At 46.2% G+C, this 17,632-nt stretch carries 15 protein-coding genes; 11 read left to right on the forward strand and 4 right to left on the reverse strand.

Translation table 11 applies throughout. The features are described from left to right. The first annotated feature begins 28 nt into the window (after positions 1 to 28). From BS617_RS03035 to tadA, 9 genes are all read left to right on the forward strand, one after another. On the forward strand, positions 29 to 991 hold the full coding sequence (locus BS617_RS03035) for a TRAP transporter substrate-binding protein (RefSeq protein WP_075171429.1): 963 nt from the start codon (positions 29 to 31) through the stop codon (positions 989 to 991). A gap of 50 nt (positions 992 to 1,041) precedes the next feature. After that, a complete protein-coding gene (locus BS617_RS03040) occupies positions 1,042 to 1,557 on the forward strand; it encodes a TRAP transporter small permease (RefSeq protein WP_075171430.1) in 516 nt (171 codons plus the stop codon). 4 nt (positions 1,558 to 1,561) lie between these two features. Then, positions 1,562 to 2,866 (forward strand): TRAP transporter large permease, encoded by a 1,305-nt coding sequence (locus BS617_RS03045; protein ID WP_170870313.1) that lies wholly within the window; start codon positions 1,562 to 1,564, stop codon positions 2,864 to 2,866. 15 nt (positions 2,867 to 2,881) lie between these two features. After that, the gene (locus BS617_RS03050) at positions 2,882 to 3,634 is read left to right on the forward strand and encodes a 5-oxoprolinase subunit PxpA (RefSeq protein ID WP_075171432.1); all 753 of its coding nucleotides are present in this window, start codon (positions 2,882 to 2,884) and stop codon (positions 3,632 to 3,634) included. Beyond that, positions 3,634 to 4,344, forward strand: a complete 711-nt coding sequence (gene pxpB / locus BS617_RS03055) for a 5-oxoprolinase subunit PxpB (protein ID WP_075171433.1) — start codon at positions 3,634 to 3,636, stop codon at positions 4,342 to 4,344. Before BS617_RS03050 ends, pxpB begins: the two co-directional genes overlap by 1 nt. Then, entirely contained in the window at positions 4,334 to 5,257 is a 924-nt protein-coding gene (locus BS617_RS03060) for a 5-oxoprolinase subunit C family protein (protein WP_075171434.1), read from the forward strand. The genes pxpB and BS617_RS03060 overlap by 11 nt, the downstream gene beginning before the upstream one ends. A 279-nt stretch (positions 5,258 to 5,536) precedes the next feature. Next, positions 5,537 to 7,009 carry an IMP dehydrogenase gene (gene guaB, locus BS617_RS03065; RefSeq protein ID WP_075171435.1) on the forward strand — a complete coding sequence of 491 codons (1,473 nt, stop codon included), beginning with the start codon at positions 5,537 to 5,539 and terminating at the stop codon, positions 7,007 to 7,009. Positions 7,010 to 7,110: 101 nt separating this feature from the next. Then, a complete protein-coding gene (gene guaA / locus BS617_RS03070) occupies positions 7,111 to 8,691 on the forward strand; it encodes a glutamine-hydrolyzing GMP synthase (protein ID WP_075171436.1) in 1,581 nt (526 codons plus the stop codon). 171 nt (positions 8,692 to 8,862) lie between these two features. Continuing rightward, on the forward strand, positions 8,863 to 9,384 hold the full coding sequence (gene tadA / locus BS617_RS03075) for a tRNA adenosine(34) deaminase TadA (RefSeq protein ID WP_075171437.1): 522 nt from the start codon (positions 8,863 to 8,865) through the stop codon (positions 9,382 to 9,384). A 36-nt stretch (positions 9,385 to 9,420) separates the two neighbouring features. Here the strand turns inward: tadA and mltF are convergent, their stop codons facing one another. Continuing rightward, positions 9,421 to 10,923, reverse strand: a complete 1,503-nt coding sequence (mltF, locus tag BS617_RS03080; RefSeq protein WP_075171438.1) for a membrane-bound lytic murein transglycosylase MltF — start codon at positions 10,921 to 10,923, stop codon at positions 9,421 to 9,423. 93 nt (positions 10,924 to 11,016) lie between these two features. Here mltF and purL point away from each other — a divergent pair, with 93 nt between their 5' ends. Beyond that, positions 11,017 to 14,919 carry a phosphoribosylformylglycinamidine synthase gene (gene purL / locus BS617_RS03085; protein WP_075171439.1) on the forward strand — a complete coding sequence of 1,301 codons (3,903 nt, stop codon included), beginning with the start codon at positions 11,017 to 11,019 and terminating at the stop codon, positions 14,917 to 14,919. A 168-nt stretch (positions 14,920 to 15,087) separates the two neighbouring features. Here the strand turns inward: purL and BS617_RS03090 are convergent, their stop codons facing one another. The 3 genes from BS617_RS03090 to BS617_RS03100 all read right to left on the reverse strand — a co-directional run bounded on the left by BS617_RS03090 (position 15,088) and on the right by BS617_RS03100 (position 16,713). After that, on the reverse strand, positions 15,088 to 15,690 hold the full coding sequence (locus BS617_RS03090) for an OmpA family protein (RefSeq protein WP_075171440.1): 603 nt from the start codon (positions 15,688 to 15,690) through the stop codon (positions 15,088 to 15,090). Positions 15,691 to 15,864: 174 nt separating this feature from the next. Beyond that, a complete protein-coding gene (locus BS617_RS03095; RefSeq protein WP_075171441.1) occupies positions 15,865 to 16,164 on the reverse strand; it encodes a YciI family protein in 300 nt (99 codons plus the stop codon). 3 nt (positions 16,165 to 16,167) lie between these two features. After that, positions 16,168 to 16,713: a septation protein A gene (locus BS617_RS03100; RefSeq protein WP_075171442.1), complete on the reverse strand. Its 546-nt coding sequence runs from the start codon at positions 16,711 to 16,713 to the stop codon at positions 16,168 to 16,170. A 69-nt stretch (positions 16,714 to 16,782) separates the two neighbouring features. Between BS617_RS03100 and BS617_RS03105 the strand changes: the two genes are divergently transcribed. Next, positions 16,783 to 17,628, forward strand: a complete 846-nt coding sequence (locus BS617_RS03105) for a PHP domain-containing protein (protein WP_075171443.1) — start codon at positions 16,783 to 16,785, stop codon at positions 17,626 to 17,628. Positions 17,629 to 17,632 lie beyond the last annotated feature (4 nt).

The following is a 17,632-nucleotide window of genomic DNA, read 5'->3' on the forward strand; positions in this document are numbered from 1 at the left end:
ACCACTCCACAGGAATAGGACAGGAACAATGAAAAAACTCACTTCGGCTCTTGTGTTTAGTAGCTTGCTTTCCACCTCCGCTTTCGCTGATAAATGGCACATGCCAACGCCTTATGGGGATGGGAATTTACCCACTCAAATAGCGTATAGTTTTGCTGCAGAGATAAAAGAAAAAACCGGTGGAGATCTGGACATTACTGTTCACTCTGGAGGTTCGTTAGTTAAACATACTGAAATTCCCAAAGCTGTGAAGTCTGGCCAAGTACAGGTGGGGGAAGTGTTTATGGGGATTTTAGGTAATGAAGACCCTATTTTTAAACATGACAATATCCCTTTTTTAGCAACATCATACGATGAAGCGAAGCAGCTGTGGGAGGCGGCAAAACCGGCGGTAGAAAAGCAATTAGATAAGAGTGGTATGAAGTTGCTTTATACAGTGGCTTGGCCAGCTCAAAGCTTGTACACCGAAATGCCAGTAGAGCAACTGAGTGATTTATCTGGCGCTAAAATGCGTGCGTACAGCCCATCTACGTCTCGGTTAGCGGATTTAATGGGAACAACTCCCACCACAATTCAGGTGCCTGATATCCCACAAGCATTTAGTACCGGAATTATCCAAGCAATGATTACCTCCCCATCGACAGGTGTAGATAGCCAAGCATGGGATTACGTTAATTACTACACCGACGTGAAAGCATGGATTCCAAAAAATATTGTGGTCGTGAATAAGCGGGCTTTTGGTCGGTTGGATAAAGAAACTAAACGTATTGTTTTAGAAGCGGCTGAGCATGCCCAAGAGCAGAGCTGGAGCAAAGTCGCTGAGCGTGCAGATAAAGATACAGCCTTATTAGTTGAAAATGGCATGAACGTTAGTGAGCCTTCTGAAAAATTAATCAGTGAACTGCAAACCATTGGCGAAACGATGATCTCTGAGTGGAAAGCCGAAGACCCTAAAGAGGTGGGTGCTATTCTAGATCGCTATAACCCGTAAACAGTCTGCCTCCTCTTCGAGGAGGCGGCTTCCCGCCAAGAGTACACGCTATGAAAAATTTTAAAAACATTGGTTATCAATTGTGTGGCTGGCTGTCAGGGCTGTGTATTGTCATCATTACTTTATTACTACTGGCTCAAATAGTAGGACGCTTGTTTGGTTTTATCGTGCCGTCTGCTGAAGATTTTGCCGGTTTTGCTCTCGCATCATCTACTTTTTTAGGGCTTGCATATACTTTTCGAGAAGGAGGGCACATTCGCGTTACCTTGGTTATACAACGATTTGCCGTTGGCCCTCGTAAAGTTCAAGAAGCTATTATTTTGACTCTCAGTTTAGTGTTATCCATTTTTGTAGCGTACGCCTGCTGCTATATGGTCTACGAGTCATATATTTACGATGAAGTCTCATACGGATATGTTCCCGTTGCTTTATGGATTCCTCAGCTGTCAGTTGCTATTGGTGCTATCGCTCTGGCACTCGCTGTTTTTGATGCTTGGTTAAGCGCCATTCGTGGTCGCACTCCAGAATATATAACCCACGAAAACGAACTTTCGTTAGAGGAGTGACATCATGGATTTAACCGTTATTTCAATTATTTTGGCAGTGACCATGCTGGTGATGCTTGCTTTTGGCGTCTGGGTTTCGTTTACCTTAATCATTGTGGGTGGTATTGGTTTAGTTTTATCCGAAAACTATCAAGTAGGGTTGTTGTTTTCGACGTCGGCTTGGGGAGCAAGCACGGCATGGTCTTTAACGGCCTTGCCACTCTTTATATGGATGGGCGAAGTACTCTTTCGGACTCGGCTTTCGGAAGACTTATTCAAGGGCTTATCTCCGTGGTTATCCTCAGTGCCGGGCAGATTGTTACATGTCAATATTTTGAGCTGCGGTATTTTTGCCGCCGTTTCAGGCTCTTCAGCGGCAACCGCCGCGACGATCGGGCGAATGACCCTGCCTGAATTAAAAAAACAAGGCTACAGCGAGCGGATGGCTATCGGGACGCTTGCTGGCTCAGGTACGTTGGGCTTGTTGATACCACCTTCAATTATATTGATTGTTTATGGTGTCGCTGCTGATGTTTCAATTGCTCGTTTGTTTATTGCAGGAGCGTTGCCAGGGTTATTACTTGTCTCTCTTTTTATGGGCTTTACCATGATTTGGGGCATGATGCATAAAGATGAATTGCCGCAAACGACTCGCGAATCGGCCAGTTTGCGTGTGTGTATTAAAGCGCTAAAGCAACTGCTTCCGGTAACGGGGTTGATTGGCTTTGTTCTAGGCTCAATTTATGGCGGTTTAACCACACCCACTGAAGCGGCTGCGATAGGTGTTACGGGAGCGTTGGTGATCGCCGCTTTGACGGGTTCTTTGAATATGGCCAGCTTCATGGATAGTCTGCTAGGAGCCGTTAAAAGCTCATGCATGATTACCTTTATTCTTATTGGCGCGCATTTTCTGACACTGGCTATGGGGTTCTTAGGCATACCAAAAGAGCTGGCCGCTTGGATTGGTAGCTATGATTTAACGGCAACCGAGCTAATTCTTTATTTGACGGTTTTATTTGTTGTTTTAGGGTGTTTTCTGGATGGTATTTCCGTCGTTGTTCTGACAGTTGCCGTTGTGCTGCCCATCGTCCAAGCGGCTGGGATCGATCTGCTATGGTTTGGGATATTTATTGTCTTGGTCGTAGAAATGTCACAAATTACGCCGCCAGTTGGCTTTAATTTATTTGTGATTCAAGGACTGACCGGCAAAAATATTCTCTACGTAGCGCGTGCTGCCTTGCCTTTCTTTTTGCTAATCGCGTTAGCCATCGTGTTGGTTACTTTGTTTCCTGGGATCGTAACGTATCTCCCAACCACAATGTCTCAATAATCAGAGGAGTTTAAGATGAAGTTAAATTGTGACATGGGTGAGGCTTTTGGTAATTGGACAATGGGGTTGGATGAACAAATTATGCCCTTTGTTGATCAAGCCAACATAGCGTGCGGATTTCATGCTTCGGACCCTTTAACCATGAGCAAAACAGTCGCCTTGGCTAAGCAACACAATGTAACCATAGGTGCACACCCGGCCTACCCAGACTTAGTTGGGTTTGGGCGTCGTAACATGGATATCGCACCAGAGGAGCTCAAGGCGATTATTCAGTACCAAGTAGCTGCTCTGCAGGGTATTTGCGCCGCTCAAGGAGTAAAAGTAACCTATGTTAAGCCTCATGGGGCTCTATATAACACCATGATGAAAGACTTCGGTGTTTTAGAGACGGTTATGCAATCGGTGAGTGAATTAGATAGCTCTTTAGTGCTCATGGTGATGGCAGTTCCCGAAGCTGATGAAGTTAAAATGTTGGCTCAAAAGTATCAACTGACCTTATGGTTCGAGGCCTTTTCAGACCGTTTGTATACGGATGAAGGACGATTAACACCACGAAAGCAGCCCAATGCTGTGCATCAAAGCTTTGATCGCATCGAGCAACAAGTGATCGAGTTAAGTGAGCAAGGAACCCTAACAACAGAAACGGGCAAACACCTGGCGGTGCATGCCGATACTATTTGTGTGCATGGTGATGGCGCTCATGCTTTAGAAGCTGTTAAGCGTATCCGTACCGTAGTGAATGATGTAGCTGGTAGGTTGCGTAACTAATGAGCGAGCTCTTCTATAACCGTCCTCAGGTAGACTTAGTGAGTGAGAGTGCTTGCTTGTTAAGGTTTTCTGATGCCGTCAATAATGAAACAGCTGACCGAATTAGCATTGTGGCAAAAGCCTTACGAGAACTGCCGGGTATCGTTGATCTGATACCGTCATACACCACATTGTTAACTGTTTTTGATGCCGATCATTATGATCGTTTTGCTATCGTAGCGCGGATCAGACAACTGATTGAGCAGCTTGATTTTGATGAACAACAGCTGTCCGCTGCGCGCGAAGTCGTGATTCCTGTTTACTATGGGCCTGAAGTGGGGCCTGATTTAGACGAAGTAGCTCAGCACTGTCGGTTATCTGTAAATGAGATTATATCTTTGCACAGTGACACGTCTTATCGAGCTTACGCTATCGGGTTTACCCCCGGCTTTGCTTTTTTGGGCAACACCCCCGAAGCACTGCATGTGCCGCGCAAGAATACTCCGCGTTTAAAAGTGCCGTTAGGCAGTGTAGCGATTGCAGAGCGACAAACTGCCGTCTATCCCAGTGTTACACCGGGCGGTTGGCAAATAATTGGCAGAACGCCCGTTACCTTGGTTGATTGGAACAGCGAAAGCTTAGCGTTAATACAAGGGGGTGATACTGTTCGGTTTACCCCTATATCTCGCGCTGAATTCATTGCTCAGGGGGGGACGTTAGATGGCTTTTAATGTGATTAAGCCTGGGATATTAGCGTTGGTTCAAGATCTAGGCCGTCATGGTTATCAACATCTTGGTGTAACCACGGGAGGGCCAATGGATGAGTTGGCATTTCGGTGGGCGAATGCGCTGCTTGATAATAACGAAAACGCGGCTCAAATTGAGATCACATTTGGCATGTTAACGCTTGAAGCGCAGGCGGCAACCAGTATAGCGCTCACTGGCGCTGATCTTGGGGCAACCTTAAATGGCTGCACTATATACCCGTGGCAAACGTACGCAGTAAAAAAGGGAGATGTACTCTCTTTTAAACAGGCTAATTATGGCTTGCGAGCGTATCTTGCTGTGAAAGGCGGTTTACAAGTAGCGCCCGTGTTAGGGAGCTGTGCAACCGTATTGAGGGAGAAGTTAGGGGGCGTTCGCGGAAACGGAGAGAAGCTTCAACAGGGTGACATCATTCCGTATCAGGCTACACATACCCACCGTTCACGCAGTGTGCCTCGTTTGGCAATACCCGATTACACGAGCTTAGATATCCCATTAGTGATGGGCTATCAATCTAACTACTTTTCAGGGTTGGATAGGGCCAACTTCTTCGGCAGCGAATTTACAATTACACCGCAAAGTGACCGTATGGGATATCGCCTCAATGGTCGGCCGATTTTGAGTAATCAACAAGGAATTGTTTCGGAAGGTATAGCATACGGTGCTGTTCAAATCCCTAATGATGGGCAGCCCATCGTATTGTTGCGAGACCGTCAAACTATTGGAGGCTATCCAAAAATGGGCTGTGTGACCGGCTTTGGAGGTGGTTTGTTGGCTCAAAAGAAGCCGGGCGATTCATTGAGATTTCAGAGCGTGTCTATTGACCAGGCCGAGCAAAAGCGCCATTTGGATTTGGCGCGTATTGCCCAATGGCGTTAACGGTATTGTTAAAACGCCTAGCGGCTTTAGCCTGCTGCTAGGTGTTTTTTTGACGTCTGCTACCCTTCCAATCTAATGATTTATTAGCCATTTTCCTGCTTGCAATACCAGACTTAAGCCGTGTGTTTAGTATGAATTTATCGGCTTAGCATAGTGACTGATCTATACTCTCCCTCGAACATAATAATTTTAACGATCATTTTAGTTTCAGATTGTTTGGAGGGCGTGAAATCTGTATAATTCGGGGTTTAAATTTTCCAAGTTACAGGCTGTTAAATCATGTTACGAATCGTTGAAGAAGCACTCACGTTTGATGATGTATTGCTGATGCCGGGTTACTCGGAAGTGCTGCCTAAAGATGTTTCTTTGGCGACGCGTCTTACTAAAAAGATTTCCCTAAATATCCCGCTAGTGTCAGCAGCGATGGATACCGTGACAGAGTCCCGCTTGGCGATTGCAATGGCACAAGAAGGCGGTATTGGCATTATCCACAAAAACTTAAAAGTGGATGAGCAAGCGACTGAAGTTCGTAAAGTTAAAAAATACGAAGCTGGCGTTGTCAGTGATCCAATTACTTGCAGCCCAGAAATGACGGTTGGCGAGCTTCGTCAGATGGCATCGCGTTTGGGCTTTTCTGGTTTTCCTGTTATCGATAGCAATAACGAGCTAGTCGGTATAGTGACGAGTCGCGACATGCGCTTCGAAAACTACCTGGACGCTAAAGTAGAATCGATTATGACGCCCAAAGACCGCCTAGTGACGGTTGAAGAAGGCGTTGATAAAGATAAAGTACGTAATTTGTTACGTAAGCATCGCATCGAAAAAATCTTGGTCGTCGATGATAACTTCAGCCTTAAAGGCATGATGACGGTTAAAGATATGTACAAAGCAGAGGCTTTTCCCAATGCGGCAAAAGACTCTAAAGGCCGTTTGATTGTTGGCGCCGCTGTAGGTACGGGTCCAGAAACGCCAGAACGTGTTGATGCTTTGGTTAAAGCAGGGGTCGATGTCATTATTGTTGATACGGCACATGGACACTCTAAAGGTGTTATCGACCGCGTACGCTGGGTCAAAGAAACCTACCCAGACGTTCAAGTCATTGGCGGTAATATAGCCACGGCTGAAGCGGCTATCGCGTTAGCTGATGCTGGCGCTGATGGAGTTAAAGTCGGCATCGGTCCTGGTTCAATTTGTACTACACGGATTGTGTCTGGTATTGGTGTGCCACAAATTTCCGCCGTTGCGAACGTAGCAGAAGCACTTAAAGATCGTGGAGTGCCTCTGATTGCAGATGGCGGTATCCGCTTCTCAGGTGATATCGCTAAAGCGCTTGCAGCGGGTGCTCATGCTATCATGGTTGGTTCTATGCTAGCGGGTACGGACGAAGCGCCGGGTGAGGTGGAGTTATTCCAAGGTCGTGCTTACAAATCATACCGAGGTATGGGATCTATCGGCGCGATGGCTCAAAGCAGCGGTTCATCTGACCGTTACTTCCAAGATGCCAATGAAGGTGCAGAGAAACTGGTGCCAGAAGGCATTGAAGGTCGTGTTGCTTGTAAAGGACCAATGGCCGGTGTTATCCATCAGCAAATGGGTGGTGTACGCGCGTCAATGGGTTATACAGGTAGTGCGACTATTGATGAAATGCGTACTAAGCCTCAGTTCGTTCGTATTACTAATGCCGGCATGAACGAAAGCCATGTCCACGACGTTAGCATTACTAAGGAAGCGCCTAACTACCGCGTTGGCTAATATAAATTTTAGCTAACGTTTTACTTAATAAATGGGGTGCTGCCATAGTGCCCCATTTTCGTTTATAGGCTGTCAACAGCCATTCGGTGGAGCCACTGAACATGACAACAGATATTCATGCACAACGTATTCTTATTTTGGACTTCGGTTCTCAATATACGCAATTGATCGCACGTCGCGTGCGCGAGATCGGTGTTTTTAGCGAAATTCGCGCATGGGACATGACTGAAGAAGAGATTCGCGAATTTAATCCCAAAGGGATTATCTTAGCCGGCGGCCCTGAGTCTGTTACCGAGCTAGACTCACCGCGTGCCCCGCAAATCGTTTTTGATCTAGGCGTACCTGTGTTGGGTATCTGCTATGGCATGCAGACCATGGCTGAACAACTAGGTGGTAAGGTATCAGGCTCCGAGCACCGTGAATTTGGTTATGCGCGTGTACGCTTAGCGGATAGCCCAAGCCGTTTGCTTGAAGGGATCGATGATCATATTGCTAACAACGGTTCACTGTCTTTGGATGTGTGGATGAGTCACGGCGATAAGGTCACAGAGCTGCCGGAAGGTTTCTCTGTTATCGCATCAACCGAATCCGCACCCATCGCTGCAATGTGCCACCCGGCTAAGCAACTGTTTGGTGTTCAGTTCCATCCTGAAGTGACGCACACTAAGCAAGGCGGTCGAATTTTAGAGCGATTCATCCGTGAAATCTGTGGTACGGATGCGTTGTGGACAGCGGCTAATATCATTAGTGACCAAATCGAAAAAGTTCGTGAGCAAGTCGGTAATCAGAAAGTTTTATTAGGTTTATCCGGCGGCGTTGACTCTTCGGTTGTTGCTGCGTTACTGCACAAGGCTATTGGTGATCAGTTAACCTGTGTTTTTGTAGATAATGGCCTGCTGCGTAAAAAAGAAGGCGATCAGGTCATGGACATGTTCGCTAAGAACATGGGTGTTAAAGTGATCCGTGCAGACGCTGAAGACATGTTCTTATCGCGTTTGTTAGGTGAAAGTGACCCTGAAACAAAACGTAAAATTATTGGTAACACGTTTATCGAAGTATTCGATGAAGAAGCGACCAAGCTCAAAGACGTTAACTTCCTAGCACAAGGAACAATTTACCCAGACGTTATTGAGTCAGCCGCCGCTAAAACAGGTAAAGCGCATGTGATCAAATCACATCATAACGTCGGTGGATTGCCTGACGATATGAAAATGGACCTTGTTGAGCCGCTACGCGAATTGTTTAAAGACGAAGTCCGTAAGATCGGTTTAGAGCTAGGCTTGCCATACGATATGGTTTACCGTCACCCATTCCCCGGGCCTGGTCTTGGGGTGCGTATCTTAGGTGAAGTGAAAAAAGAATACGCTGACATCTTGCGTGAAGCGGATGCTATCTTCATTGAAGAACTGCACAAAGCGGACTGGTATCATAAAACCAGCCAAGCGTTTGCTGTTTTCTTACCGGTAAAATCAGTAGGTGTTGTTGGTGACGGGCGTCGCTACGAATACGTGATTGCTCTGCGTGCCGTAGAAACGATCGACTTCATGACAGCACGCTGGGCTCACCTGCCTTACGAGTTGTTAGAAACGGTCTCAGGCCGAATAATTAATGAAATTGCCCAGGTTTCCCGCGTGACTTACGATGTGTCAAGTAAGCCACCGGCGACTATTGAGTGGGAATAAAAAAACACAGATAGCGCTTATGTAAGCTATGTGTAAACGTTTAAATGCCAGTCAGTTTTGCTGACTGGCATTTTTTATTGGGCAAAAAGCGCAGGTGGCGTTCAATTTGTTGGCGTGGTTAGCTTAGAGGTTGTTCCATGCTAAAATTCTTGTTTTATCTGGGGATTTTATATGCCACTTAATCCTAATGAGGCTGCTCCCACAACGCTCGAAGATGATGAGCGCTGGATGCGTTATGCGCTAACTTTAGCTGATAAGGCCGCGTTATTAGGGGAGGTGCCCGTTGGAGCAGTTGTAGTTAAAGATGGCAAAGTATTGGGTGAAGGGTGGAATCAGCCAATCAGTGGTCATGATCCAACGGCTCATGCCGAAATAATAGCGCTTCGTGATGCCGCTCAACGTATCAATAACTATCGTTTAGTGGGCGCTGATTTATACGTTACTTTAGAGCCATGTACCATGTGTGCGGGGGCTATTGTGCATAGCCGTGTTAGGCGTGTGGTTTATGGCGCGGCTGAGCCTAAAGCCGGCGTAATCCAAAGCCAGCAGCAATTTTTAGATAATAGCTGGTTAAACTATCGCGTTGCGTGGACAGGAGGTGTGTTAGCGCAAGCGTGTGGGCAAACTATTAGTGCGTTTTTTCAACGTCGGCGTGAAGAAAAGAAACGCGCTAAACAAAAAACGGATAACTAAAGCCATTTTTAGAGCCGAGTTGATTTATGGAGTGCTCTAAAGCGTATCTGGCATATTGTCCAGTAAAATAATGCCGTTAGGCGCTGATTGGTTTTCGGCATCTTGTATGGCACGCATGGCCTCTTCGCGGGCTTCTCTGATTTCTTGGATTTGTTTTTCCCACTCTAATAAATCCATATACTTCTGAATATTCTCTACATACTGCACCGGCTCTTGGCCCCGTGCATAACCGTATTTTACCGTTTGGTAGTAACGTTGTTTCGATAACAAAGGTAAGAACTCTTTAACATCTTCCCATTTGTCAGGATCTTTATCTGCACGTTGGGTTAGGATGCGAGCATCTTCTAGATGGCCAAAACCTATATTGTAGCCGGCGAGTGCGAACCAAGTATGGTCGGGATCTTTGATGCGCTCAGGAATTTTAGCTTTCACGTTAATAAGATACTGGGCACCACCAAAAATACTCTCGACAGGATCTGTTCTATCTTCAACGCCTACCTCTTTGGCCGCGGCTTGCGTAAGCATCATAATGCCTTTGACGCCCGTGGGGGATACGGCGTCGGCTCGCCAGTGTGATTCTTGGTAAGCAATAGCTGCTAAGAACTTCCAGTCAAAATCATAACGAATGGCGGCCTCTTTGAAATAGGGTTCGAGTGCCGGTAGACGTGTTTCTAAATCGGATTTAAAGGTAACTGTATCAAAAAAGTTGAGCGGGTTTTCTTTGCTAAAGTATTTGGCTTTGAGTTCGGTAATGAGGACTTTTGTGCTCTCCAAGCCTAGAAACTTATCAACAGACTTTTTAATTGACCCGTCTTGGTTATGCGTTAATACCCAAGCAATGGGGCGGGTGCGGCCAATGACAAACGCATCAGAAAGCCCCGGATAAAAAGAGCTTTGTGATTCATAAACCGTAGAGTCAACGATGGCGTAGTCGACTTCTTCATTAAATACTTTATCGAGAATATCGGTATTAGTTAGTTCATCTGTCGCTTCCCAGGCTAATTCGGGGAAGCTTTCTTTTAGGCGGCTCAGTTGTTCGGCTTGAATTGAGTTGGCTAAGATCAGTACCTTTTTACCAATTAAGTCTTCAACGCTGACAGGCGCAGGGACACCCTGGCGGACGCGATAAATAACTGTGGAGGCACTTTCAGAATACGGTCGGGAAAAATCATACTTAGATTCACGTATATCTGAAACGGTAATGCCAGCGGCCGCTATGTGTGCATCACGGTTTTCGACGGCTTCGAATAGCCCTTTAATATCATTAGGGACAATAATATCCAAGGTGACATCGAGATAGTTGGCATAAGCTTGCGCCAATTCGTATTCAAAACCTGCGGGTCCATCGGTATCAATAAAGTAGGAGTTTGGGGTGTTTCGTGTGGCAACACGCAGTACCCCTTTGTCTTGAATGACCTGAAGTTGTGACTTCGCGTTATAGCTCACCAATGCCGGTAAGCTGAGAATGACAATCAGCGTCAGCAGGTGGAGAACATCTATTCGTTTTTTTAGTGTTCTTTTTTTCAGAGAAAATAACATACGGTCGTTTCTGGTACTCAAGGGCTAAATTCGGCTAAAATAGCGGCTTAATTTTCCTGTCGTTTTTGGCTCATTCAAGAGGCTTGAGATCACATGCTAGTAATGCGTGGAGCGCCAGCTCTATCCGCCTTCCGTCACGATAAACTTTTGTCTGCATTGCAGGCTGTAATACCAACAGTTACAGATGTTTATGGTGAATTCTATCACTTCGCTGATATCTCAGAACCCCTGACCGAAGAGGAGCAATCAGTATTAACACGCATCCTCAAGTACGGTCCGAAGTCGGAGGTAAAAGAGCCTGCTGGTTTACTCCAGCTGGTGGTTCCCCGTCCCGGTACTATCTCACCTTGGTCAAGCAAGGCTACAGATATTGCCAGAAATTGCGGTCTTGGCAAAGTTAATCGTCTCGAGCGTGGTATCGCTTATTCGATTGAAAGCGAAAAAGAGTTAACGGCGGAGCACATTAAACTAGCTTGCGCTTTACTGTTTGACCGCATGGTAGAGGCTGTTTTTCCGGATATAGATTCGGCGCAGCAATTATTTGTTCATACAGATCCCAAGCCACTCAGTACGGTAGCTATTCTATCTGGCGGTCGTGATGCGCTTGTGGCCGCTAACAGCGAGTTAGGCCTAGCGTTGGCAGATGATGAAATTGATTATCTTGTTGAAAGCTTTAAAGAGCTAGGTCGTGACCCGGTAGACGTTGAGCTGATGATGTTTGCGCAAGCTAACTCAGAGCACTGCCGTCATAAGATTTTTAATGCTTCGTGGGATATTGATGGCGAAGCACAAGAAAAATCATTGTTTGCTATGATTCGTAACACCAATGAATTGGGTGGCGAGAATGTGTTATCAGCTTATAAAGATAACGCCGCTGTTATAGCAGGTAGCAAAGCAGGCCGCTTTTATCCGCAGCCGGGCAGTGCTGAATATCAAGCGCAACAAGAAAATATCCATATTCTGTGTAAAGTGGAGACGCATAACCATCCTACGGCTATTGCACCGCACCCAGGTGCGGCTACAGGCTCGGGTGGTGAGATTCGTGATGAAGGTGCAACTGGGCGTGGTGGTAAGCCAAAAGCCGGTTTATCTGGTTTTACTGTCTCCGACTTGAATATTCCCGGTTTTGAACAGCCGTGGGAATCGAAATATGGTAAGCCTGAACGTATTGTAACGGCGCTCGACATTATGATCGAAGGCCCAATTGGGGGAGCCGCGTTCAATAACGAGTTTGGCCGCCCTAACTTAACGGGTTATTTCCGTACCTTCGAGCAGCGTGTAAACGGAGCTGCTGGGGAAGAAGTACGTGGCTATCATAAGCCGATCATGATCGCTGGTGGTATGGGTAATATTCGTGAAGATCATGTCGAAAAAGACGAGATAACGGTAGGCGCTAAGCTAATCTGCTTAGGCGGCCCTGCTATGTTGATCGGTTTAGGTGGTGGTGCTGCTTCTTCTATGTCGTCGGGCAGCTCATCAGAAAATCTAGATTTTGCATCGGTTCAGCGTGGTAATCCAGAGCTTGAGCGTCGATGCCAAGAAGTGATCGATCGCTGCTGGCAGCTAGGTGACGAGAACCCGATTGCGTTTATTCATGACGTGGGGGCGGGTGGTTTATCAAACGCTTTCCCTGAGTTGGTTAAAGATGGTGGTCGTGGTGGTGATTTTGGCCTACGCAACATCAATAACGATGAACCTGGAATGTCTCCTCTGGAGATTTGGTGTAATGAAGCGCAAGAGCGTTATGTGCTGGCCGTTAATCCTGTCGATTTAGCGCGTTTCGAAGAGTTATGTAAGCGTGAGCGCTGCCCTTATGCGGTAGTGGGTGAAGCAACTGAAGAACATCATTTGACATTGGGTGATACGCACTTCGAGAACAAGCCGGTCGATCTACCGATGAGCGTTCTTTTTGGCAAGCCACCCAAAATGCACCGTTCTATTAAGCGAGCCGAATATCAAGTGGCCGAGTTCAATACCGACTCTATCGATTTAGAAGATGCCGTAGAGCGTGTACTTAAATTACCGTCAGTCGCGTCTAAATCTTTCTTAATCACCATTGGTGACCGCTCTATAACAGGGCAGGTTGCGCGTGATCAAATGGTAGGGCCTTGGCAGGTTCCTGTTGCAGACTGTGCTGTTACAACAGCCGCTTATGATACCTACGCGGGTGAAGCGATGGCGATGGGTGAGCGCACGCCGCTTGCTTTAGTTGATGGCCCAGCCTCTGGTCGTATGGCGGTCGGTGAAGTGATTACCAATATGGCATGTGCGCCTATCGCCGATATAACGGATATTAAGTTATCCGCTAACTGGATGTGTGCGGCCGGTCATCCGGGCGAAGACGAAAAGCTATACGATACCGTTAAAGCAGTTGGTATGGAGCTGTGCCCAGAGTTAGGTATTACCATTCCTGTGGGCAAAGATTCCATGTCCATGCGTACGGTTTGGCAAGATGGAGATGAAGAGAAGAGCGTGACTGCGCCTATGTCGCTCATTATCTCTGGTTTTGCTCCGGTTACGGATACACGCAAAGCATTAACGCCACAGTTACGCACAGATATGGGCGAAACAGACCTGATTTTGCTAGACCTTGGTAATGGTCAGAACCGTTTGGGGTTATCGGCTTTAGCTCAGGTTTATAATGAAGTGGGTCAAGACGTTCCTAATGTCGATAATGCCGATCAGTTGGCTGCTTTCTTTGCTGCAATTCAGGAGCTTAATAATCAAGGTATGCTGCTGGCGTATCATGACCGCTCTGATGGTGGCTTGTTCACCACGTTAGTTGAAATGGCGTTTGCTGGCCACGTTGGTATTGATGTTAATCTTGATATGCTTGCTGAGGATAAATCAGAGTGGTTGGCTGGTTTGTTTAATGAAGAGCTTGGGGCTGTTATCCAAGTAAAACGCTCACAAACCGAAGAGATCTTAGTTGAACTCAATGCTGCAGGCTTAGGCGAGATAGCATCGGTGATTGGAGCGCCAAACCTCGATGACTCTATTTGTCTGCATTTTGATGAAGAAGAAATCTACAGTGCTTCGCGTGTTCAGTTGCAGCGGTGGTGGTCAGAAACCTCATACCGTGTACAAGCGATGCGGGATAACTCTGAATGTGCGTTGCAAGAATTTGATCGCTTATTAGATAAAGAAGATCCGGGTCTGCAGCCGACACTGACTTTTGATATCAATGAGGATATAGCCGCTAGCTTGATTGCTTCGGAGAATCGTCCTCGCGTAGCGATTTTGCGTGAGCAAGGCGTAAATGGCCAAGTGGAAATGGCTGCGGCGTTTGATCGGGCAGGATTTACTGCCGTAGATGTCCATATGAGTGATATTTTAGAAGGCCGTATCAGCTTGGCTGACTTTAAAGGCTTGGTAGCTTGCGGTGGTTTCTCATACGGTGATGTCTTGGGTGCTGGTGAAGGTTGGGCTAAGTCTATATTGTTCAACACTCGGGCGCGTGAAGAATTTAGCGCATTCTTTAAACGAGAAGATACGTTTACGCTGGGTGTATGTAACGGCTGTCAGATGCTATCTAACTTGCATGAGCTTATCCCAGGTGCTGAACAGTGGCCTCATTTTGTTCGTAATATGTCAGAACAGTTTGAAGCGCGTGTAGCAACGGTTGAAATACAAGACAGCGCTTCTATCTTCTTAAAAGGCATGGAAGGCTCTCGTATACCGGTCGCTATTGCTCATGGTGAGGGGCGTGCTGAGTTTGAATCAGACGATCATCTTAACGGTGTAAATACTTCAGGGAATGTCGCTTTACGTTATGTAGATAACTATGGCGATATTACGGAGACTTACCCGCTTAACCCGAATGGATCGCCACAAGGGATCACTGGTTTAACAACACCTGATGGTCGCGTGACTATTATGATGCCTCACCCTGAGCGTGTCTTCCGCGCTGTTCAAAACTCGTGGGCGCCAGACGATTGGTCTGAAGATGGGGCTTGGATGCGGATGTTCCGTAATGCACGTGTATGGGTTGGCTAACTCAATAACCTCTTTGTAAAAGCAGCTTCGGCTGCTTTTTTTATGTTTAATAGGAAGGGGGGGCTGGTCTAGGAAGTTATAGGTTGCGGTACCTGAGTGCGTTTACGTAAATTTCAGGCACAAAAAAGCCGACACTAGGTCGGCTTTTTGAATCAAAAGGTAAATATATTATTTACCAGTGATTTGAACGTCTACACGACGGTCAGCACGTAGGCAAGCGATCAAAGCAGCACCGCGGCCTGAACACTGAGCTACAGGAGCAGTTTCACCCAAGTAGTCAACAGTCATTACGTTACCAGAAACGCCTTGTGCACGAAGTGCAGCAGCAACGTTTTCAGCACGACGCTTAGACAATGCATCGTTGTAAGCAGAAGAACCGATCGGGTCAGCGTTACCAACCATACGAACAGAGCTTACAGAAGACATGCCTTTGATGTATGTAGCGATATCAGAAACGCTATCTACAACAGCGCTATCGAAATCGAAGAATACAGCGAATTTTTTGTCAGTCATTGCTGCTGGCATCGGAGCTGGTGCTGGAGCTGGTGCTGGTGCTGGAGCAGCAGTCGTTGATGCAACATAACCATCGCAGCCTTCAACTGTAGCGTCGTCTTTGCTCCAGAAACCTGTGTGCCAGCATTCGCCGAAGCTATTGCGCCATACAGTGTCTTCAGAGTCAGTAACGTAACCGCTGTTAGTCGGATGAGCCATAGCAGCTGCTGACATGCCCATCGCCAGAGCGAAACCTGCGGTCATAGCGAGCTTTTTCATATCAAATATCCTTGTGAATTGTGGGTTGTTGCATTCTTAAAATATAACATGATTGTTAGTTGGGTGCCTTTATAACCTAATTAACAAAACATATACATAAGTAACTATCATTTTACTTGGACTGTCGCAAGTTTGGAACCATCCGCCAAGAAAAATAATGAGGTAAAACAGCGTCTAAGGCAATACTTTCTTGTATGGCTTGATAATTATATTTTTATACACGCCTGCAGACACGTAAGGATCGTCATTTGCCCAGCTTTTTGCGTCCTCAAGCGAGTCAAATTCAGCAATTACTAAGCTTCCCGTAAATCCTGCTGGGCCTGGATCTTCAGAATCAATCGCTGGATGAGGGCCGGCTACCAGTAGTCTACCTGCTTCTTTTAACGCTGCTAAGCGTTCTAAATGTGCGGGTCTCGCCGATAAACGAGCTTCTAAGCTGTTGCTATGATCTTCTGCCATTATAGCGTAGTACATAATTTACGATTCCTGATCGCTGTTTTTAATGTGCTTTGACAAAAACAAACTTTGCAAAATAATGAATACAACTGTTAGGCCTAACATGCCAAAAAGCTTAAAATCGACCCAGATATCTTCTGAGAAATTGTAGGCCACAACAAGGTTGAGTGCTCCTACAAAAAAGAAGAAACCGATCCAAGCAAAGCTTAGACTTTTCCAAACAGGTTGGGGTAAGTCTATGTTAGCGGCCATAATGCGCTCAATTATAGGCTTCTTGCCTATAAAGTGGCTGCCTAAGAAAGCTAGACCAAACAGCCAGTTCACCACAGTTGGTTTCCACTGGATGAAAGTCTTGTCCTGTAGTAGTACGGTCGCGCCACCAAAAACGATCACTAAAATAAGAGTAACAAGCTGCATTTTTTCAATGCGGCGCTCTTTAAGCCAAGTGTAGGCCATTTGGAGAATGGTAGCGGGTATAAGTACGGCAGTCGCAATAATCATGTCGTCTGTGTATTTATAAACGGCAAAGAAAATTATAATAGGGAAAAAGTCGAGAAGTAGTTTCATAGTCGTATAATCTGTTGAGGTGTCGCTAGTATATAGACGCCTAACCTCTATATAAACCCCGGGAAGCTAATGGTTACTAATGAGTTTGATTTACACACGCACTCCAGTGCATCGGATGGTGTCTACACACCAGAAGAGTTGGTGGCGCAAGCTTACCAAGCAGGAGTAAAGGCATTAGCACTAACAGATCACGATACGATTAAAGGGTGTGAGTGGCTAAGGGATAACAATGACCTTTTGCCGCAGGACTTCAGGCTTATCAATGGTGTTGAGCTCACCTGCAAGTATGGTAAACAGGTCTTGCATGTAGTGGGGTTGAATATTGATATTGCCTCAGAGGCGATTCAAACACACATGAATAAGCTCGAAACCTTGCGTAATGAGCGGGCGCAAACTATTGCGTTGCGTTTAGTCAAACTGGGGCTTCCTGATTTATTAACGGCCGCTTATGAAAAAGCCCAAGGAGGCCAAATTGGGCGTCCGCACTTTGCGCAAGCAATGGTAAGCTTAGGTTTAGTTGATTCAATGGCAAAAGCATTTAAAAAGTACCTAGGCGCAGGTAAGCCCGGGGATGTTAAAGTAGAATGGCCTGAATTAAGTGAGGTTATTACTTTAATACATAACGCCGGTGGGGTAAGTGTTTTGGCGCACCCGACTAAATATAATTTAACGTTAAATAAAATACGTTATTTATTAGCCGCGTTTGCCGAGCAGGGTGGGGATGCGGTAGAAATTAGTTATCCCGGAGTTTCTAAAGATCAACAAAAGTCATTGTCAATATTAGTAGCTAAACACGAGTTGGCTGTTTCAATGGGGAGTGATTTCCATGATCCTGAACAAACATGGACGCGTCTAGGGGCTTACCCGCCAATTCCTTTAGGTCTGTCACGTGTTACTGAGCGATTTTTAAATTAGATGA

The organism is Neptunomonas phycophila, assembly GCF_001922575.1.
GTDB classification, from domain to species: domain Bacteria; phylum Pseudomonadota; class Gammaproteobacteria; order Pseudomonadales; family Balneatricaceae; genus Neptunomonas; species Neptunomonas phycophila.

Coding starts and splice junctions, on each gene's coding strand:
- BS617_RS03035 (WP_075171429.1), top strand. CDS start 29: ATGAAAAAACTCACTTCGGCTCTTGTGTTTAGTAGCTTGCTTTCCACC.
- BS617_RS03040 (WP_075171430.1), top strand. CDS start 1,042: ATGAAAAATTTTAAAAACATTGGTTATCAATTGTGTGGCTGGCTGTCA.
- BS617_RS03045 (WP_170870313.1), top strand. CDS start 1,562: ATGGATTTAACCGTTATTTCAATTATTTTGGCAGTGACCATGCTGGTG.
- BS617_RS03050 (WP_075171432.1), top strand. CDS start 2,882: ATGAAGTTAAATTGTGACATGGGTGAGGCTTTTGGTAATTGGACAATG.
- pxpB (WP_075171433.1), top strand. CDS start 3,634: ATGAGCGAGCTCTTCTATAACCGTCCTCAGGTAGACTTAGTGAGTGAG.
- BS617_RS03060 (WP_075171434.1), top strand. CDS start 4,334: ATGGCTTTTAATGTGATTAAGCCTGGGATATTAGCGTTGGTTCAAGAT.
- guaB (WP_075171435.1), top strand. CDS start 5,537: ATGTTACGAATCGTTGAAGAAGCACTCACGTTTGATGATGTATTGCTG.
- guaA (WP_075171436.1), top strand. CDS start 7,111: ATGACAACAGATATTCATGCACAACGTATTCTTATTTTGGACTTCGGT.
- tadA (WP_075171437.1), top strand. CDS start 8,863: ATGCCACTTAATCCTAATGAGGCTGCTCCCACAACGCTCGAAGATGAT.
- mltF (WP_075171438.1), bottom strand. CDS start 10,923: ATGTTATTTTCTCTGAAAAAAAGAACACTAAAAAAACGAATAGATGTT.
- purL (WP_075171439.1), top strand. CDS start 11,017: ATGCTAGTAATGCGTGGAGCGCCAGCTCTATCCGCCTTCCGTCACGAT.
- BS617_RS03090 (WP_075171440.1), bottom strand. CDS start 15,690: ATGAAAAAGCTCGCTATGACCGCAGGTTTCGCTCTGGCGATGGGCATG.
- BS617_RS03095 (WP_075171441.1), bottom strand. CDS start 16,164: ATGTACTACGCTATAATGGCAGAAGATCATAGCAACAGCTTAGAAGCT.
- BS617_RS03100 (WP_075171442.1), bottom strand. CDS start 16,713: ATGAAACTACTTCTCGACTTTTTCCCTATTATAATTTTCTTTGCCGTT.
- BS617_RS03105 (WP_075171443.1), top strand. CDS start 16,783: ATGGTTACTAATGAGTTTGATTTACACACGCACTCCAGTGCATCGGAT.